Consider the following 17658-nt stretch of genomic DNA (forward strand, 5'->3'; position numbering starts at 1 on the left):
ATTAATCATCCTTCTGTACAGATTGTTGTTGGTGTTCACCGAGCAGTTTTGCGACCCAAACCACCAGAATCAGGATCGGAATCCCAATTAAAGTGGTCATCAGGAAGAAATTCGGATAACCGATATTGGTCACTATAGTACCCGAATATCCGCCTAAAATCTTAGGGGTCAGGGTCATGAGTGAGCTAAAAATCGCATATTGAACAGCGGTAAATGACACACTGGTCAAGCTTGACAAGAATGCAATAAACGCAGCACCAGCCAGCCCTGCAGCCAGATTATCGACAATAATGGCAAAATAAAGCCACTTGTCGCTATAAGGTTTAATTACCTTACCACTGACTTCGACCGTATCTGAACTGTTGCCATCCACCACTGCCAAGGGCTGAATATCGACATCCAGATTCTGGGTATTGCTCAGCTGATCATTGACCTGATAAACATGCGTTGTTTGCTGAAGTGCCTGATCATCTTGCATCAAAACTGCACTGATAATATGTGCAGGTGACTGAATCAGTTGCTGTGCAGGAATCGCGGCAGTAAATACGCCTTCACTTTCCAGTTTTGCCTCAATATTCTGATCATTGATTTGCAAAACAATCTTTTGATTCTCTTGCAGTGCTTCACCGACATACTGGCCACGCACCACAATGGTCTTGTCCTGTTCAGCTACAGTGAGTGTATTGTCACTGGTAATCGGCAGGATCTGTAACTGGGTGCTGCCCTGTTCTGCAGTCAAATACGGCATACTGACCTGCACAGGCGCTTGATTGGTATTATCTGTATTAAGATAAGCGGCTGACACTTGCAGCTGTTTACTCTGCGCCAGCACAGCACTCGATATATCCAGCTTCCAGTAACCAACTTCATCGGTCTCTGCCTGATAAACCTGATTACCGGCTTTAACTTCGACAGCTGCCAGTTTTTCACCAGACTTGACCAGTCCGATAAAAATCAGGTTGGTGGAACAGGCCAGCACGGCACCGACAAACATCAATTTCATGATGTTCATTTTCTGGGCCAATAGACCACCAAGGAATCCACCGACTAAAGAGAAAATCACCCCATAGACTTTAACCGCCTCGGCAATCTGTTCTTTACTGAAATTCAGGTCCTGATAGAACACATTGGAAATGATGCCGGCAATAATATCGGAGACCCGATAAAAACCGATCAGCAATAACAAGACCAACGCCAGTTTCAAGCCGTAACGTTTAAAGAAATCTGCAACCGGATTGACCCAGGTTTCATAGGCCATCTGCTTGTTAACCGCACCTATTTTTACCAAGCTTGCACCAATCGCAAATGCGACAGCACCTGAGCCAATAAAGCGTAAGGCCTCAAAACAGAACAAGGCAAAGGTATCTTGAATGGCGAATTGTTCGGTGATGCTGGCCACCAGATTACCTGAATAGATATAGCTCAAGACAAAACTGATTACCGCCACAAAAAATACGGCGACTAAACGGAAATAATCATTGCGCACATAGTGTTTGCGCACACGGTCAACCTGCGGCTCCCGAATGGACAGTGTGGTGATAATACCGACCAGCATGACAGCAGCCATCGCCAGATAGGTCCATTTCCAGGCATCGTAAATATAATTGCCTTTGGCAGTACCTAGATATGCAGCAAGAAACAATGCCCCTGCACCAGCGACAATCATGCCGATCCGGTAACCGGCATTATAGGTGGAAGCCAATACGGTCTGCATCTGCGTTTCCGCCAACTCAATCCGGTAGGCATCGATCACAATATCCTGCGTTGCTGCGGAGAAACCAAGCAGGACTGCACCGAGCGCCATTTGCTGTAAATGTGTTGCACCCAAAGCCGGATCAGAAAAGGCCATAATGGAAATGGCACAGACAATCAGAATCTGCGCAATCAGCAACCAGGCACGACGACGTCCCAGAGCCTTGGTCAGAAATGGGACTGGCAGTTCATCAATGAGCGGTGCCCAGACGAATTTAAACGAATAGCCCAATGCGGCCCAGCTAAAGAAAGTTACTGCACTTTTGCTGATTCCGGCCTCACCTAACCATAAAGACAGACTGGAAAAAATCAGAAGAATCGGCACACCAGCCGAAAATCCCAAGAACAGCATGATCAATGCACGTCGATCTAAAAATGCTGTAAAGGCGGATTTCCAACCCGTCGTTTGTGTTGTCATTGCTTTATTATTTTCCACAGAAAAACCAATTGCTGCTATTCAATCCTGTAATAGCGTATCTTTCAACAAGATTTATATATTTATCACATTTCCGGTTTTTTATTTTCGGGCAAAAGCGACATGTTGGCTTGAATTTTTCAAGTAAATCTGTATACCTTAACTCTTATCAACGTAATATTTCGTTTTGGATTTTCAACAGTGACCCAGAGACTCGATCAAATTAATTCCTCTATTGCCAGCAACACCAGCACAACTCCACAAAAAATCCGCTCAGATTTACTTATCTCTGCATTTGAACAAAGCGAAATTAAAAATACTCTGGACCATACCCGGTTAATATCCACCCAGCTGACGCATATTCCAAACCTAGAAAAAATTCCTGCGTCAACCAAACGGATCAAACCCCTGAATAACTTTTTGGGCCAAGATCGTGCACGTGCCTCAGTTGAGGCCGGGATTGCCCTACCTTATTCCGGTTATAACATTTTTGCCGTCGGTACAGCAGGACTCGGAAAACGCACCATGGTGAAGCGTTTGCTGCAGCAGCACGCCAAAACTATGGAAACCCCGAATGACTGGGTGTACGTCAATAACTTTCAGAACCAGCGTCAGCCGATTGCACTGGAACTGCCTCCGGGTCAGGGTCCAAAATTCCAAGCCATGTTGAATCAAAGCTGGCAAACCATTCTGAAACAGCTTGAGCGCCGTTTTACTGCAGAGACCTATCACAACCGCATTGAAATGATTCGCCAGGAAACTGGTGATGAGCAGCAGCAGGCGCTCATCGAACTGACCAAGGAAGGCGCAGAACTGGATCTGAAGCTGATCTCTCGACATGATGAGCACTGTTTTGTCCCTGTGCATCTGATTGATGACAAATTGCAGGAAATGTCTCAGGAAGATCTGAATGCCTTAAGCAACAAAGATCGTGCCGAACTGGCGTCCAACATGCGCTATATGGACAAGAAACTGGAACGTCTGGGTTTGCATCTGGGTGATCTGGAAGATGATGCACGCGATCGCGTACAGATCCTGAACCGCGATATCGCCAAGCAGGTGGTCTTACCGCGAGTCGAACAGATTCTGGCGAAATTCAAACACGTGGAAGGTCTGGAACATTATCTGAAGTATTATGCTGAAGACATTATCAATAATGTTGAAATTGTGCTGGAACAGGAAGAAGATGACTTCACTCCGGCACTGTTCAGTCGCGTTCCCGCACGTTATCAGGCCAATGTGATTATTACGCACAAGCCGAACAGTGGCGCACCGGTGATCTTTGAAGATTTTCCAACGCATTACAATTTATTGGGACATGTAGAACAACTGACCCAAAATGGCACGATCACTACAGACTTCACCCTGATTCGTCCAGGGACATTGCATAAGGCCAATGGCGGTTTCCTGATGCTGGAAGCGGAACAATTGCTGGAACAACCCTATGCATGGCAAGGCTTGAAGCGCGCGCTTAAATCGGGGCATTTAAAACTGTCCTCGCTCGAGCATATGATCACGCTGACCGGCAGCATTTCGATTGAACCTGCTTCGATTCCATTGAATATCAAGGTCATCTTACTGGCTGAGCCTGAAATTTATTATGAAATTTTAGAGCTTGAACCCGAGCTGGGCAGCATCTTTAAAATCCGTGCTGATTTTACCGATACATTACAACGTAATGACGATAACGAGCAGGCCTATATGCAGCTGATTGCCGACTATGTACAATCGGATAAATTACTGCCTTTTGACCGTTCTGCTTTAGCCGCCTTGCTCACAGATTCCAGCCGTCAGGCCGAAGATCAAAGTTCATTGTCATTACACGCCCTGACGCTGGGCGATCTGATTCGTGAAGCACATCATCATGCCTTCCAGGCCGGTGACAAGATGGTCTCGGAAAAACATATCAATACCGCACTGGATCACCGTAAATATCGTCTCGGCTATTTACGTGAACTGTACTGGCAGGATCTGACCCGTGGTACCCAATTGATCGAAACCCGTGGTCATCGTCTGGGCCAAATCAATGCCCTGTCGGTGATTCATTATGCTGATGTTGAGTTTGGTCTGCCTTCACGACTGACTGCTTCGGTGTATCAAGGTGGCGGTGATATTTTGGATATTGAGCGCAGTGTAGAACTTGGTGGCTCTTTACATGCCAAGGGTGTGTTGCTGATGTCATCTTTCCTGAAAGCACATTTCGGCCGTGAACAGACCCTGCACTTCTCTGCTGCGCTGGCCTTTGAACAAAGTTATGGTCAGGTCGATGGTGACAGTGCCACGGTAGCGGAACTTTCTGCCTTACTTTCTGCCATCAGCCAGTTACCGATTGATCAATCCTGGGCCATTACCGGTTCCATGAACCAGCTGGGACAAGTACAGCCGGTAGGTGGTGTGAATGCCAAAATTGAAGGTTTCTTTGATGCTTGCAAGTTACAAGGTCTGACCGGAAAACAAGGTGTGATTATTCCGCGTCAAAATATGCAACATCTGATGCTGCGTAAAGATGTCACCCTTGCCGTGGAAGAGGGTCAGTTCCATATTCATGCGATTGATACCATTGATCAGGCGCTGGAAATCCTGATGGCGCGTCCTGTCGGGACGCTGGATAAAAAAGGTCGCTATAGCAAAAATTCAATCTATGCCGCAGTAATGGCACAGCTGGATTATTGGCAAGCGATTGAAGATGGTGCCGAACTGGTCGAAGTGCCGAAGAAAAAGAAGAAGAAAAAAAAAGACAAGAAGCAAATCGTCGAGCCACAAACTGAAGTTGAAGCTGATGCTTCGACAGTTGAAAAGCCGGATGCAGCGACAGAGGATTAACTCTGACCTTGCTCCAGATAAAATAGAGATAAAAAAAGCGCTTCTCAATGAAGCGCTTTTTCACATCTGAACTTAATTTAATACAAAATTAAGCATCAGCTGCCGGGCTGTACTGTTCAACTAAAGGCTTTAATTCACCTTTTTGGAACATGTCGAGCATGATATCACTACCACCGATCAACTCACCATTGATCCAAAGCTGTGGAAATGTCGGCCAGTTGGCGATTTGTGGTAACATCGCGCGAATGTCCTGGTTTTCCAGAATGTTTACATAAGCAAACGGACGACCAATTTGACTGAGTGCTTCTACTGCACGTGCAGAAAAACCACATTGTGGAAATTGCGGTGTGCCTTTCATGTAAAGAAGTACTGCGTGTTTTGCAATTTGGTCACGAATTAACGCTTCGGTATCGCGTGCTTGTTCAGTCATTGATAAATCCTCAACTCATCTGTCTCGCATTATACCCAAATCCAGGCAAAACAGTATGTCTAAAGCAATAATTCCAATTTTATTTACAATTACCCTTTAAATCTGAGCGGGTTTTTGCTTATATAAGTTTTTCTTTCCACCTAACAGTTAAGAGTTAGTCATGAATAATATTACCCTCGCACCGGTACAAACTGATCAACCGTCTCATTTGATGCCTGTTTTTGGCCGTCAACCGATCAGCTTTGTCCGAGGACGAGGTGCATATCTTTATACCGAAGATGGTACAGAGTATTTAGATGCATTAACCGGCATTGCCGTATGTGGTTTGGGCCATGCACATCCAGTCATTGCCGAAGCGATTGCTGAACAGGCAGCGACCCTGATTCATACCAGCAATCTATTTGAAGTGCCTTGGCAAACGGCTGCCGCACAAAAACTGGCTGAAGTTGCAGGCATGGAAGAAGTATTCTTCTCGAACAGTGGTGCAGAATCCAATGAAGGTGCAATCAAAATTGCACGTAAATTCGGTCATATGCAAGGCATTGCTTCACCAAAAATTATTGTTGCTGACCAGTCTTTCCATGGTCGTACCATGGCCACCTTGTCTGCTACAGGCAATAAAAAAGTGCAAGAAGGCTTTGGTCCGCTGGTTGAAGGTTTTATTCGTGTACCTTTTGGTGATATCGAAGCAATTGAAGAGGCTGCGATTAATCACCCGGATATCGTGGCGATTTTGATTGAGCCTATTCAGGGTGAAGGCGGTGTGAATACCACACCTCAAGGTTTCAGCTATTTAGAAGAAATCCGTCAAATCTGTAACCAGCACAACTGGCTGATGATGCTGGACGAAGTGCAAACTGGTAATGGCCGTACCGGTAAATATTTTGCTTACCAGCACACCAATATTATTCCGGATGTACTGACCACAGCCAAAGGCTTAGGAAACGGTTTCCCGATTGGTGCGGTAATGACCCAAGGCCGTGGTGTCGGCGTATTAACTGCTGGAAATCACGGTTCTACCTATAGCGGTACAGCACTGGGTTCGCGTGTGGTCTATACCATTCTTGATATTATGCAAAAAGAAAATATCGTCGCGAATGCTGCTGAAAAAGGTGCTTACATCGTTGACCAACTGCGTAACAAGCTGGCAGATCAAAATGTCATCATACGTGGTTTCGGTCTGATGATCGGGATTGAATTACCAAAAGAATGCGGTGATCTGGTTGCGATTGCACGCGATGAATACAAGATGATTATCAATGTCACTGCAGGCAATGTTGTTCGTCTGTTGCCTACCCTGAATATTACCCAGGAGCAGGCAGACCAATTGATCGAACGTCTGGTGAAAATGATCAAAGCTTATTTGGCATAAAGCCCTAGCCTAAAAATTAAAAAAGCCGCTCTAAAGCGGCTTTTTTATTATTCTGCACTCTATGATGCGTTTTGTAACATACGTCCGCCAGAGATCTGGCTAAAATATTGTTTCAGGGTATCAAGACAACGAAGAATTTTTGTCGGTTGTTGTTCACGTTTCGGAATAACCGCATACAGTGTAATCGATGGCAGTCTCCATTCAGGCAGAACTTCAACTAAAGTACCGTTAAGCAAATCCTTTTTAGCATCAAGATATAAAACCTTGGCAATCCCATTACCCTGCAAGCACATCGATTTTGCAACCAAACCGTTATTGGTACTGAAACGGGATTTCAGTTCAAACTCGGCTTTTTCTGCAGTATTCACATGTTGGAAATGATAATACTGATGGTTTTTAAGATGCGTTAAAGGCAAGACCTCATGATTTTTAAGATCATCAGGTTTCGAAATAATGGTGCTTTGATTAATATAACTCGGTGTCGCCACCAGAATTTGCTCAATCTGCATCAATGGCACAACCTGAAGATTATGCTCATCATTTTTCTGTTCAAATCTTAGGGCGATATCAACCCGCCCATCCAACAAATCAACCTCATGATTGTTTGTTTCTAAATGTACTGCCAAGCCGCGATGTGCAGCTATCCAATGAGAAAGTGCAGGAATCACATGATTCGCGCATAATTCTGGCAAAGAAACGATACGCAGCTCACCCACAAGATCATCACGTAACTCATTGATCCGGACTTTACCGCGTTCAGCAGCAGATAACATTTCTTGACAGCTATGGAAAAAAGCTTGTCCCGCTTCGGTCAGACTTAATTTTCTCGTCGAACGATTTAGAAGTACGACTTCCATATCGTGTTCTAATGAGCGAATTTGTTGACTGACGGCGCTGGTCGTAATCCCTAATTCACGGGCAGCACCGCTGAACGAGTTTTTTTCCACAACGCAAGCAAAGACACCCATTGCTCGAAGTTGATCTAACATAAATTTCCCTCTAAACTTATGAGGTGCTCCATCATTTGATAAAAGCAACTTATTGTATTATACGGCGAAATTTACACTTTGCATTATTTATTTAATTGTTTGGTAAAACTGCAGTAGGATTAATAGGTTTGCCGTCTAAGCGCACCTGAAACTCAAGCATGGTACGGTTTGTACCAGTTGATCCCATTTCTGCAATTTTTTGACCAGCCGTTACATTTTGGCCACTTTTCACATTCAATTTACTGTTATGTGCATAAGCGGTGATATAGCCATTGATATGCTTCACCAACACCAGATTGCCATATTCTTTCAGGCCATCAGCGGCATACACCACCTGCCCGTCTGCTGCTGCAAATACCGGATCGCCGACATTGCCACTATAGCGGGTGCCCTTGATATTAGAAGCTAAATTGTATTGCTGAAGAATCGCACCATTCGATGGTTTTACCCAACGTAAACCTGCAGCCGTAGATACTGGCGTAACCGGTGCAGATGTATTGACGCGTGGTGTGGTTTGTACTGTGGTTGCTGGTGTCACCGGTGCCGGTGTAGGCACTGCAATTGTTTGACGCTGGATTGGCGCTGCCTGAGTCATAGCCTGAGTACTGGTGCTACGGCGCGCAGTATTGCTTTTCAGGCGGATTGATTGTCCGACATAAATCCGGTAAGGCGCACTGATATCATTCATCTCGGCAACACTGATATAGTTCAGTCCATAACGTGCTGCAATCCCACTCAATGTATCTCCTGAACGCACCGTATAGAAATCAGGAGCTGTTGCATAACGCGTTGCATTATTCACCTGGGGTTTGGTGGCACAACCGGTAATTACTCCTGTAGAAATAACAACGGTCGATAAAACGAGGGTTTTAATCAGGGTTGCAGGCGAAGCTACGACACATTTCGGTAACACCAAGAACATTATCTTCCTCTCTAATGCTATACGGTTGCAAAATTCCGTTAAGATTAGCAAAGTTTTACGGCAATATACTTGCAATCGCGAGTTTTTCACAAAGTTATAACACTAAGGACGCATTTTCTGCCAATTGTGTTTGTAAATTCCGCAGACTCTCATAATTGGTAGCATCCATCTGAATCGGGGTAATACTGACATAGCAATTGGCGACCGCAGAGAAGTCCGAATCAATTTCGTTAAATCCTGGCTTAGGGTCTGCGACTGCTTCTCCTGAGAGTCCAATCCAGAATACCTGACGACCACGCGGATCTATATGACTCGTCACCGGTTTAGACTGACGGCGGCGACTTTGATATGTCACTTTTTCACCCTGCAATTCAGTTACATCTGGAATATTGATATTAAAAATATGTCGCTCAGGCAGAACAGGCAAACCACGAGCAATAAAATCATGCACCCATTCGGCGGCCAACTGATAATCCTGAGGCTGCTGATAGCCACGTACATTCGGCCCACTCAGTGATACGGCAATCGCAGGATGTTTAGTTAAACGACCTTCAAAGCCCGCCCCGACTGTACCGGAATACAAGATATCATCTCCCAGATTTGCGCCGCTATTTATCCCGCTAACCACCAGGTCAAATTCAAAATCAAATAGCCCGTTCATAGCCAAGTAAACGCAATCTGCCGGCGTCCCATTAACCGCCCAGACATCAGGAGAAATCTGGATTGGGCGTAAAGGGCGGTCCAAAGTTAAGGCACTAGAAAAGCCACTGCGTTCACTTTCCGGTGCCACAATCACCACTCGCCCCAAAGGCTTTAGTGCTTGCGCCAAAGCCTGAATACCGGATGCAAACACCCCATCATCATTTGAAACTAAAATATTCACTAAAAAATCTCGTTACGCTAAAAAATGACTGACTAGGACATTTCATTGTATTAGTGCAGGAATTATATATATTTATTGCTCGACATCCATCTTTATAATATGTGGCTCAAGATGATTAAAAAATTCTCTTTATTTAGCGCTCTCACTTTAAGCTTGGCAGCATTTATTTCCCCTTCAGTCATGGCAAACGATCTGACTGTTGAAGAAAACAATACCATTGTAAAAGAAGATATTGCATCAGCACAGGTTATGGCTGAAGTTTGCCCGGCAATCATTGGTCAAAATCCAAAATTTAACAGCACCGTTGAACAATTGATCCAGTCTTATCTTGCAGACTACTCAGATAAAGGCATGAGCTATCAAAAGCTACAGGCAGACAGTGAATATAAATCTTTACTTGAAGAAGCACGTCAGGGTGCAAAGCAAACCAGCTCAGACGAGCAGAAAACTGTCTGTGAAGAAATGCTGAACTACCAAGGCTAAGCCAGCTAAATTTTCAAATAAGACGGTGTAAACATCGTCTTATTTTCTCTTACAGATTTATTCATAATTCTACAGCTTCGCTACATTTTCCCACTTTTCAATTTCAAAAATAAGTTTAAGCTAGGCAAATTATTGTTCTAAATCCATTTTTTGAGTTTTCAATGAAAAATCCAATATTCCAAGCTTTAACATTCTGCGCAATTTCTGCCGCCACTCTTTTGGGAACTTCTGCATTTGCAGCCGATGAAAACATTAATGTTACCCCAACTCAGCAAGTGACCAAACAGGAACTGGCAGCCATTTATGTTCTTTCAGAAATCTGTCCAAGCATGGTCAAAGACAAGTCACAGTTTAATCAGGGTTATACCAAGCTGGTGACTGAGTATATGCCGGGCCAGCGTAATCCGGTTGAAAGCTTAAACCAGATGGCTAAACAGAACGATTTCCGCAATATTCTGGCCGAAGCACAATCGGATGCCAAGAAAGCCGGCAAGAAAAAAAATCAGGTGATTTGTAATGAATTAACCACCTATAACAATTAAGCTGCTTTTCTGCCGATAACTTACAATACTTTTGAAATAAGACCGGGTTTCCCATAGAAGTCAGCCTAGCTTTGTCCTAAAATGCTAGGCTCTTCGTGCTTACATCAAGATATAGGAACCCACTAGAAATGACCCAAAAAACTGCCCTTGCTGCATTATTATTAGTTCCTAGTTTTAGCTTTGCAGCAACTGTCCTATCTGCACCACCAGAATTGAATAATAAATCCTACGTGCTAATGGACTACGAGACAGGGCAACTTCTCGCTTCAAAAAATGAAAATGAAAAATTAGCCCCTGCTTCAATGACCAAGATGATGACCAGTTACATCATCGAACAAAAACTATTGAGCGGTGAACTCACTGAAGATGAACAAGTGCGCATGAACGAGTCAGCATGGTGTCGCGGCAGTAGCGCGGAATCATGTATGTATGTACCTTTAAATGGTACGGCAACTGCACTTGAAATGCTTCGCGGGATTATTATTCAATCAGGGAATGATGCGTCGAAAGCCATGGCTGAACATATTGCAGGGAACGAGGGTACCTTTGCACATATGATGAACCAGGAAGCTAAACGTATTGGCATGACCAATACCAGCTTTGTGAACTCAACCGGTATGCCGGCTGAAGGTCATTATTCAACTGCCAAAGATATGGCAACGCTGGCACAACACATCATTAAAGACAGTTCTAAATATTATCCGATTTATGCGGAAAAAGAATTTACCTTTAATGGCATCAAGCAAGGTAACCGTAATGCCCTGCTATATACTGACCCGAGTGTAGATGGTTTAAAAACTGGCCACACTGATGAAGCTGGTTATTGTTTGACTACCTCATCAAAACGCGGTCCTACGCGTTTGATTTCAGTGATTTTTGGTGCACCAACCATGCAGGAACGTGCGACACAAACACGTGAATTGTTGGCTTGGGGTTATGCAAACTTCGAAACCAAAAATGTTCAACCGGCTAAACAGGTACTTGCTAAAGCCAAAGTCTGGTTTGGTAAGGAAGATGAAGTTCAGATCGGTCTTGCTGAAAACTTTAATGTGACTATGCCGAAAGGTCAGGCCAACGCGATTAAAACCCAGCTGGTGGTTCAGCCTAAACTGACTGCACCTTTACAGCCTGGTCAGGTCGTAGGTAAATACGTAGCGACTCTGGATGGTAAAGTAATTTCAGAAAAACCGTTGGTGGCTTTAAACGCGGTTGAAGAAGCTGGTTTCTTCGCACGTATGCTCGACCACATTAAACAATTCTTCTCAAACTTGTTCTAAGTTTAAATAGACTGTTTTAGTCTAGCACTAAGACCAAAGCACTCATTCAGATGGGTGCTTTTTATTTTATACTATGCACATGATCCTTAAACTTTTAATGAGCAGATCACCATGAGCCAAAACATTCGTTCTTATTTAGACACAACTCCACAAATTGATGAATCGTGTTATATCGATCCGATGGGAATCGTGGTCGGCGATGTGGTCTTGGCTGAAAATGTCTCTGTCTGGCCTTTTGCCGTGATTCGTGGTGATGTTAATTCGATCCGGATTGGTAAAAACTCGAATGTTCAGGATCATGCCATGTTGCATGTCAGTCATAAAAAAGCCGATAAACCGAATGGTTCGCCTTTGATCATTGGTGAAGATGTCACGATTGGCCATCATGTGACATTGCATGGTTGTACGATTGGTAATCGCGTATTAATCGGGATTAACAGCATTATTCTGGATGATGTCATCATTCCGGATGATGTGATGATTGGTGCAGGTACACTAGTTCCACCGGGCAAAGTTTTGGAAAGTGGTTGGCTCTATGTGGGCAGCCCTGCCAAAAAAGCACGTCCGCTCACTGAAAAAGAAATGGCATTCTTGTCTTATTCTGCGCAGAATTATGTGAAGGTGTCAGGGAATTACAAATAAACTTGATGTTTTTTTCCTTTTTAACTCATAGTTTGCCAGCCTAATAAAAAACCCAGACATACCGATCTAGGTTTTTTATGATTTATCACGTTTCACGCTTATTACTCAATCAATGTTCCACAAGATTTCTGAGTCAAACTCAATAACCAACTTCCCCAAAGAAATCCCCTCCCATCATAGCCACCGCCAGCAAAATTTTATACAATAGTGCATCCTTTTCCATGGTGCTGCTTTATGACCGCTTGGACTGCTCATGTCACTGTCGCAACTGTTGTTGAAAAAGACGGAAAATTCCTGTTTGTCGAAGAACAAACCGAAGGTGTGACACACACGGTATTTAATCAGCCAGCAGGTCATGTGGAATGCGGTGAAACCCTTATCGAAGCCGCAATTCGTGAAACCATGGAAGAAACAGGTCATAGGGTGGAAGTAAAACACTTATTAGGTATATATACCTATACTCCACCGATGTTCCCGGATCGTACCTATTACCGTTTCTGTTTCTTGGCCAATTCCATCGACTATGATCCAAATGCCACTTTAGATACAGATATTGTCGGCGCAGTCTGGATGACGCTCGATGAACTGATTGAATCTGCTCGTGCGCGTAGTCCATTGGTGATTAAAGCCGTGCAAGATGCACTTTCAGGTCAAAAATACCCTTTATCGCTCATTTACGAGCACCAGAATTCTCCCTTAATTTCAAATTTGGATGCCTAATCCTATGCAACAACGTGTCATCGTCGGTATGTCAGGTGGTGTAGATTCATCTGTTTCTGCTGCCCTTTTACTTCAACAAGGTTATCAGGTTGAAGGTCTTTTCATGAAAAACTGGGAAGAAGATGACGGCACAGAATATTGCACGGCGATGGATGACCTTGCCGATGCTCAGGCCGTTTGCGACAAAATCGGCATTAAACTGCATACCGCAAACTTTGCCATGGAATATTGGGATCGTGTCTTTGAACATTTTCTGGCGGAATATGCGGCTGGCCGTACCCCAAACCCAGACATTTTATGTAATAAAGAAATTAAATTCCGTGCCTTCTTAGATCACGCGATTAACTTGGGTGCAGACTTTATTGCAACAGGTCACTACTGCCGTCGCGGTGAAACCACAACCAATTCACGTGGTGAAGAATATGCACCGCTGCTTCGTGGCGTAGACAATAACAAAGACCAGACTTACTTCCTGCATGCTGTCCATGGTCGTGAAATTAATAAGACCCTGTTCCCTGTTGGTGAAATTGAAAAGCCACAAGTCCGTAAAATTGCAGAAGAATTAGATCTGGTCACGGCCAAGAAAAAAGACTCGACTGGCATCTGTTTTATTGGTGAACGCCGATTTAATGACTTTTTAAAGCAATATTTACCTGCTCAACCCGGAAAAATCGTACTGGAAGACGGTAAAGAGGTTGGTGATCATCACGGCTTAATGTACTATACGCTCGGTCAACGCGGTGGCATTGGTATTGGCGGTATGAAAGGGGCTGCTGAAGGCGCCTGGTTCGTATTGCATAAAGATATCGAAGGCAATCGTCTGGTGGTCGGTCAAGGCCATGAACATCCTCTCATGCAAAGTACTACACTTTGGAGTGAGGCAATTGACTGGGTGGCAGGTGAGCAGGATATTCCTGAAACAGGTTTCCGCTGTACGGCCAAAACCCGTTACCGTCAGACTGATCAGGCATGTACTGTGTATCAAGATTCAGAAGCACCGAATGGTGTTCGTGTTGAGTTTGATGAACCTCAACGTGCAGTGACCCCAGGTCAAAGCGTGGTGTTCTATTCAGGTGAAGTTTGTTTAGGAGGTGGTGTGATTCATCATACCAATGCGCCTAAACCTGATTTTATAAAAGGATGAATTCGGCATGACGGAGTTACCATTTCAACCAGCCACAACGTTGAATACTCGTCAAAATCGTGCTTTGGCATTAGCGGGTGTGTTTCAGGCCACCCAGCTGACCCATATGACCGCATTGACGGGACAGCAAAGTATTGGTGAAAGTGGTAACTTTTATTTTGAACAGTTGATTAAAGCCAGTCTCAATATTCGTCCCGGCAGCAATCAGAATGCCCAGACACTCGACTTTTTTAATCAACTGGCCGATATTTCCTTAGGTTTAAAAACATTAGAAAGCAGTATTATCCAACCTTTCAATACTTCACCAAAATCCAGAATTCCAAAACTTTCCAGCGCCAAACTTCCAATGTCCTATGCGATGGCACTTCTTCAATTAGAAAAGAAGGTTTATAGCAATCCCAAATTTGTTGAGATTATTGAACAGTCCCAACAGAAAATTCTCAGACAGCTCTCCTTTTTCGACAATAATTACCTGCACCCCAGCATCCTTGCCAATCTCGCTCAAACCTATGTCGATACTGCCGGACAGATTAATCCGCGCATTATGGTGCGTGGTAATGCCGAAGCCTTTAAAGATGCCGGACACACCAACCGCATTCGTGCGTCCTTATTTACCGGTTTGCAAATGGCACATCTGTGGCGCCAGCTCGGTGGCAGCTCTTGGGGCATGGTATTTGGCAAACGCAAGTTGCTACAAGATATTCAGAATCTAGCGCGTTTACAGTTTCAGGTGGTTTAACTGATGCTGCACGTGTTTCGTTTTACGTTTAATTCCAAAATCTAAGGAATCGATATGAACGCTTTAACTGCACTTTCTCCATTAGATGGACGTTACGCGAGCAAATGTGATGCTCTACGTCCTTTTCTTTCTGAGTTTGGTTTAATCCATGCTCGTGTGACTGTTGAAGTGCGTTGGTTACAAGCGCTTGCAAACCACCCGGAAATTACTGAAGTTCCGGCATTTTCAAGCGAAACTAATGCAGCGCTTGATGCGATTGTGAGCGATTTTTCTGAAGATGATGCTAATCGCATCAAAGAGATCGAACGCACCACCAACCACGACGTTAAAGCGGTTGAATATTTCCTGAAAGAAAAAATCGCTAATATCGATGAACTTAAAAATGCCAGTGAATTTATTCACTTTGCATGTACGTCTGAAGATATCAACAACCTGTCACATGCCTTGATGCTGAAAAGCGGTCGTGATGTACTGGTTGCATCTATGCAGCAAATCATTGATTCAATCGTTGCGCTTTCTGAAAAGCATGCAGACCAGCCAATGTTGTCTCGTACTCATGGTCAAACTGCAAGCCCGACGACTTTGGGTAAAGAAATGGCGAACGTGGCTTACCGTCTTGCACGCCAAATCAAACAGTTCAAAAATGTTGAGCTACTGGGCAAAATCAATGGTGCAGTCGGTAACTACAATGCGCACTACTCTGCTTACCCAGACATCAACTGGCCTGCGCATTCACAAGCATTTGTAGAGTCTTTGGGTCTAGACTTCAACCCGTATACCACTCAAATCGAGCCACATGACTATATGGCTGAACTGTTTGATGCGCTACGTCGTTTCAACACTATTCTGATCGATTTTAACCGTGACATTTGGGGCTATATCTCTCTTGGTTTCTTCAAGCAAAAACTAAAAGAAGGCGAAGTTGGTTCTTCAACCATGCCACACAAAGTTAACCCAATTGACTTTGAAAACTCTGAAGGTAACTTGGGTATTGCCAATGCTGTACTTGCACACCTTGGCGAAAAACTGCCTATTTCTCGCTGGCAGCGTGACCTGACTGACTCTACGGTGCTTCGTAACATGGGTGTTGGTTTTGCACAAAGCTTAATTGCTTTCGAAGCATGTGCTAAAGGTATTGGTAAACTTGAACTCAATGCTGCACGTATTAATGAAGACTTAGACAATGCTCAAGAAGTATTGGCTGAACCAATTCAAACTGTAATGCGTCGCTACAATGTAGAAAAGCCATACGAAAAATTAAAAGCCCTTACTCGTGGTCAAGCCATGACTCGCGACATGATGGTTGATTTCGTAAACGGTAACGAGTTAGAAGCTGTTCCTGCTGCTGACCGTGCGCGTTTAGCAGAAATGACCCCTGCATCTTATACAGGTAATGCAGCTGAACAGGCCAAACAGGTGGCTGAGCTGATTGCTAAAATCTAATTTGCAATAAGACGAAAAAGCGAAGCTCAGGCTTCGCTTTTTTATTTATAATGCATTTTATTCTAAAAAGATTATTTCACAATAATGACATGATTGATTATCAACTTTCTGCCAAACACTATGTGAGCCTGGGCATCTTAATTCTTGCGATTATGATTGCCAGTATCCATCCTTTAGAGCTGGAAGCTTATGTATTGCATCAGGCTGGCACCGTGTTTATGATCATCATGCTCCTTATCTGCCTGTATAAAATCGGCCTGAACTTTTTAAGTTTTAATTTATGTATTGTTTTTCTGATTGTTCATGTGATTGCAGCGCACTATCTGTATTCTTATGTGCCCTATAACCAGTGGATCGAGCAATTTTTTGGCTTTAACCTGAATGAAACGATGCACTGGTCACGCAATATGTTCGACCGTTTTGTTCATCTGACCTATGGATTATTACTTTATCCAATTTTCTACCGCCTGTTTCAGGTCTTTCTGCCCCAGCAAAAGCCTGTGGTTATTTTTCTGCTGGTGATTCAGTTTGTGGTGGCCAGTAGCATGCTCTATGAATGGCTGGAATGGCTGATTGCCATTGGTTTATCTCCTGAGGAAGCTGAAAACTATAATGGACAACAAGGGGATATGTGGGATGCGCACAAAGACATCTTACTTGCTACGATTGGTGCGGCGATAACAGGCGGTCTGCAGTTGATACCGTCCAATAGAAAAGCTCACCGAAGTGAGCTTTGAAATTCATTCAAGATCAATTGAATTAAAGTTTTGGATCACGGATTTAATTACATTCATATCTTCAATTATGAATGTGGGCAATATCGCATCCAATCATCTTTCATTTTTTGCAGTTCATTCCCCGTCAACATCTCACTGTAATAAATGAAATAGGTTGCATCAGGATATTGAATCTCATGACGGAACATCATGCCACGCAGTGACACAAATAACTCCTCAGGAAAATCATCCTCTAAATAAAGTTCTTCAAATTCATAATTAAAATAACAATTTTGCGTCGCAAGAAATGCTTCAGCTATAGCCATGTTTCTGCTCTAACAATAAAATATGCTTTATTTTATCTGA

General features: G+C 43.8%; 17 protein-coding genes. 11 read left to right on the forward strand and 6 right to left on the reverse strand.

The window, feature by feature from the left end:
- Position 1: 1 nt before the first annotated feature.
- Positions 2-2170 carry an AmpG family muropeptide MFS transporter gene (locus ACO1B7_RS01800; protein WP_420937428.1) on the reverse strand — a complete coding sequence of 723 codons (2169 nt, stop codon included), beginning with the start codon at positions 2168-2170 and terminating at the stop codon, positions 2-4.
- 198 nt (positions 2171-2368) lie between these two features.
- Between ACO1B7_RS01800 and ACO1B7_RS01805 the strand changes: the two genes are divergently transcribed.
- Positions 2369-4990, forward strand: a complete 2622-nt coding sequence (locus tag ACO1B7_RS01805) for a Lon protease family protein (RefSeq protein WP_420937429.1) — start codon at positions 2369-2371, stop codon at positions 4988-4990.
- 88 nt (positions 4991-5078) lie between these two features.
- Here the strand turns inward: ACO1B7_RS01805 and grxD are convergent, their stop codons facing one another.
- Positions 5079-5420 carry a Grx4 family monothiol glutaredoxin gene (gene grxD / locus ACO1B7_RS01810; RefSeq protein WP_004279738.1) on the reverse strand — a complete coding sequence of 114 codons (342 nt, stop codon included), beginning with the start codon at positions 5418-5420 and terminating at the stop codon, positions 5079-5081.
- A 160-nt stretch (positions 5421-5580) separates the two neighbouring features.
- On the opposite strand from grxD, the gene ACO1B7_RS01815 reads away from it, so the two are divergent.
- On the forward strand, positions 5581-6792 hold the full coding sequence (locus tag ACO1B7_RS01815; protein WP_420937430.1) for an aspartate aminotransferase family protein: 1212 nt from the start codon (positions 5581-5583) through the stop codon (positions 6790-6792).
- A 59-nt stretch (positions 6793-6851) separates the two neighbouring features.
- Here ACO1B7_RS01815 and ACO1B7_RS01820 read toward each other — a convergent pair whose 3' ends face one another.
- The 3 genes from ACO1B7_RS01820 to surE all read right to left on the reverse strand — a co-directional run bounded on the left by ACO1B7_RS01820 (position 6852) and on the right by surE (position 9586).
- Positions 6852-7781 (reverse strand): LysR family transcriptional regulator, encoded by a 930-nt coding sequence (locus tag ACO1B7_RS01820; RefSeq protein ID WP_004279736.1) that lies wholly within the window; start codon positions 7779-7781, stop codon positions 6852-6854.
- A gap of 91 nt (positions 7782-7872) precedes the next feature.
- The gene (locus tag ACO1B7_RS01825) at positions 7873-8703 is read right to left on the reverse strand and encodes a peptidoglycan DD-metalloendopeptidase family protein (RefSeq protein ID WP_005104583.1); all 831 of its coding nucleotides are present in this window, start codon (positions 8701-8703) and stop codon (positions 7873-7875) included.
- Between the two features lie 94 nt (positions 8704-8797).
- Entirely contained in the window at positions 8798-9586 is a 789-nt protein-coding gene (surE, locus tag ACO1B7_RS01830) for a 5'/3'-nucleotidase SurE (RefSeq protein ID WP_420937431.1), read from the reverse strand.
- A gap of 111 nt (positions 9587-9697) precedes the next feature.
- On the opposite strand from surE, the gene ACO1B7_RS01835 reads away from it, so the two are divergent.
- The 9 genes from ACO1B7_RS01835 (at position 9698) to ACO1B7_RS01875 (ending at position 17313) form a co-directional block, all read left to right on the forward strand.
- Complete coding sequence (locus ACO1B7_RS01835) at positions 9698-10069, forward strand: MCR_0457 family protein (protein WP_004279733.1); 372 nt, start codon at positions 9698-9700, stop codon at positions 10067-10069.
- 161 nt (positions 10070-10230) lie between these two features.
- Positions 10231-10611 (forward strand): MCR_0457 family protein, encoded by a 381-nt coding sequence (locus ACO1B7_RS01840; RefSeq protein WP_005104587.1) that lies wholly within the window; start codon positions 10231-10233, stop codon positions 10609-10611.
- Between the two features lie 128 nt (positions 10612-10739).
- Positions 10740-11888 carry a D-alanyl-D-alanine carboxypeptidase PBP5/6 gene (dacC, locus tag ACO1B7_RS01845; RefSeq protein WP_004279731.1) on the forward strand — a complete coding sequence of 383 codons (1149 nt, stop codon included), beginning with the start codon at positions 10740-10742 and terminating at the stop codon, positions 11886-11888.
- A gap of 111 nt (positions 11889-11999) precedes the next feature.
- Positions 12000-12530 carry a gamma carbonic anhydrase family protein gene (locus ACO1B7_RS01850; protein ID WP_278357486.1) on the forward strand — a complete coding sequence of 177 codons (531 nt, stop codon included), beginning with the start codon at positions 12000-12002 and terminating at the stop codon, positions 12528-12530.
- 234 nt (positions 12531-12764) lie between these two features.
- Positions 12765-13250, forward strand: coding sequence for an NUDIX hydrolase (locus ACO1B7_RS01855; protein ID WP_423089721.1), 486 nt, complete (start codon positions 12765-12767; stop codon positions 13248-13250).
- A gap of 4 nt (positions 13251-13254) precedes the next feature.
- The gene (gene mnmA, locus ACO1B7_RS01860) at positions 13255-14394 is read left to right on the forward strand and encodes a tRNA 2-thiouridine(34) synthase MnmA (protein ID WP_348939734.1); all 1140 of its coding nucleotides are present in this window, start codon (positions 13255-13257) and stop codon (positions 14392-14394) included.
- Between the two features lie 7 nt (positions 14395-14401).
- A complete protein-coding gene (gene hflD / locus ACO1B7_RS01865) occupies positions 14402-15133 on the forward strand; it encodes a high frequency lysogenization protein HflD (RefSeq protein ID WP_423089722.1) in 732 nt (243 codons plus the stop codon).
- 54 nt (positions 15134-15187) lie between these two features.
- A complete protein-coding gene (gene purB, locus ACO1B7_RS01870) occupies positions 15188-16576 on the forward strand; it encodes an adenylosuccinate lyase (RefSeq protein ID WP_423089723.1) in 1389 nt (462 codons plus the stop codon).
- Between the two features lie 89 nt (positions 16577-16665).
- The gene (locus ACO1B7_RS01875; RefSeq protein ID WP_423089724.1) at positions 16666-17313 is read left to right on the forward strand and encodes a DUF2238 domain-containing protein; all 648 of its coding nucleotides are present in this window, start codon (positions 16666-16668) and stop codon (positions 17311-17313) included.
- Positions 17314-17378: 65 nt separating this feature from the next.
- Here ACO1B7_RS01875 and ACO1B7_RS01880 read toward each other — a convergent pair whose 3' ends face one another.
- Positions 17379-17618, reverse strand: coding sequence for a hypothetical protein (locus ACO1B7_RS01880; RefSeq protein WP_129717543.1), 240 nt, complete (start codon positions 17616-17618; stop codon positions 17379-17381).
- Between the last annotated feature and the right edge of the window lie 40 nt (positions 17619-17658).

The organism is Acinetobacter lwoffii (genome assembly GCF_049367455.1).
Classification (GTDB): Bacteria; Pseudomonadota; Gammaproteobacteria; order Pseudomonadales; family Moraxellaceae; genus Acinetobacter; species Acinetobacter lwoffii_W.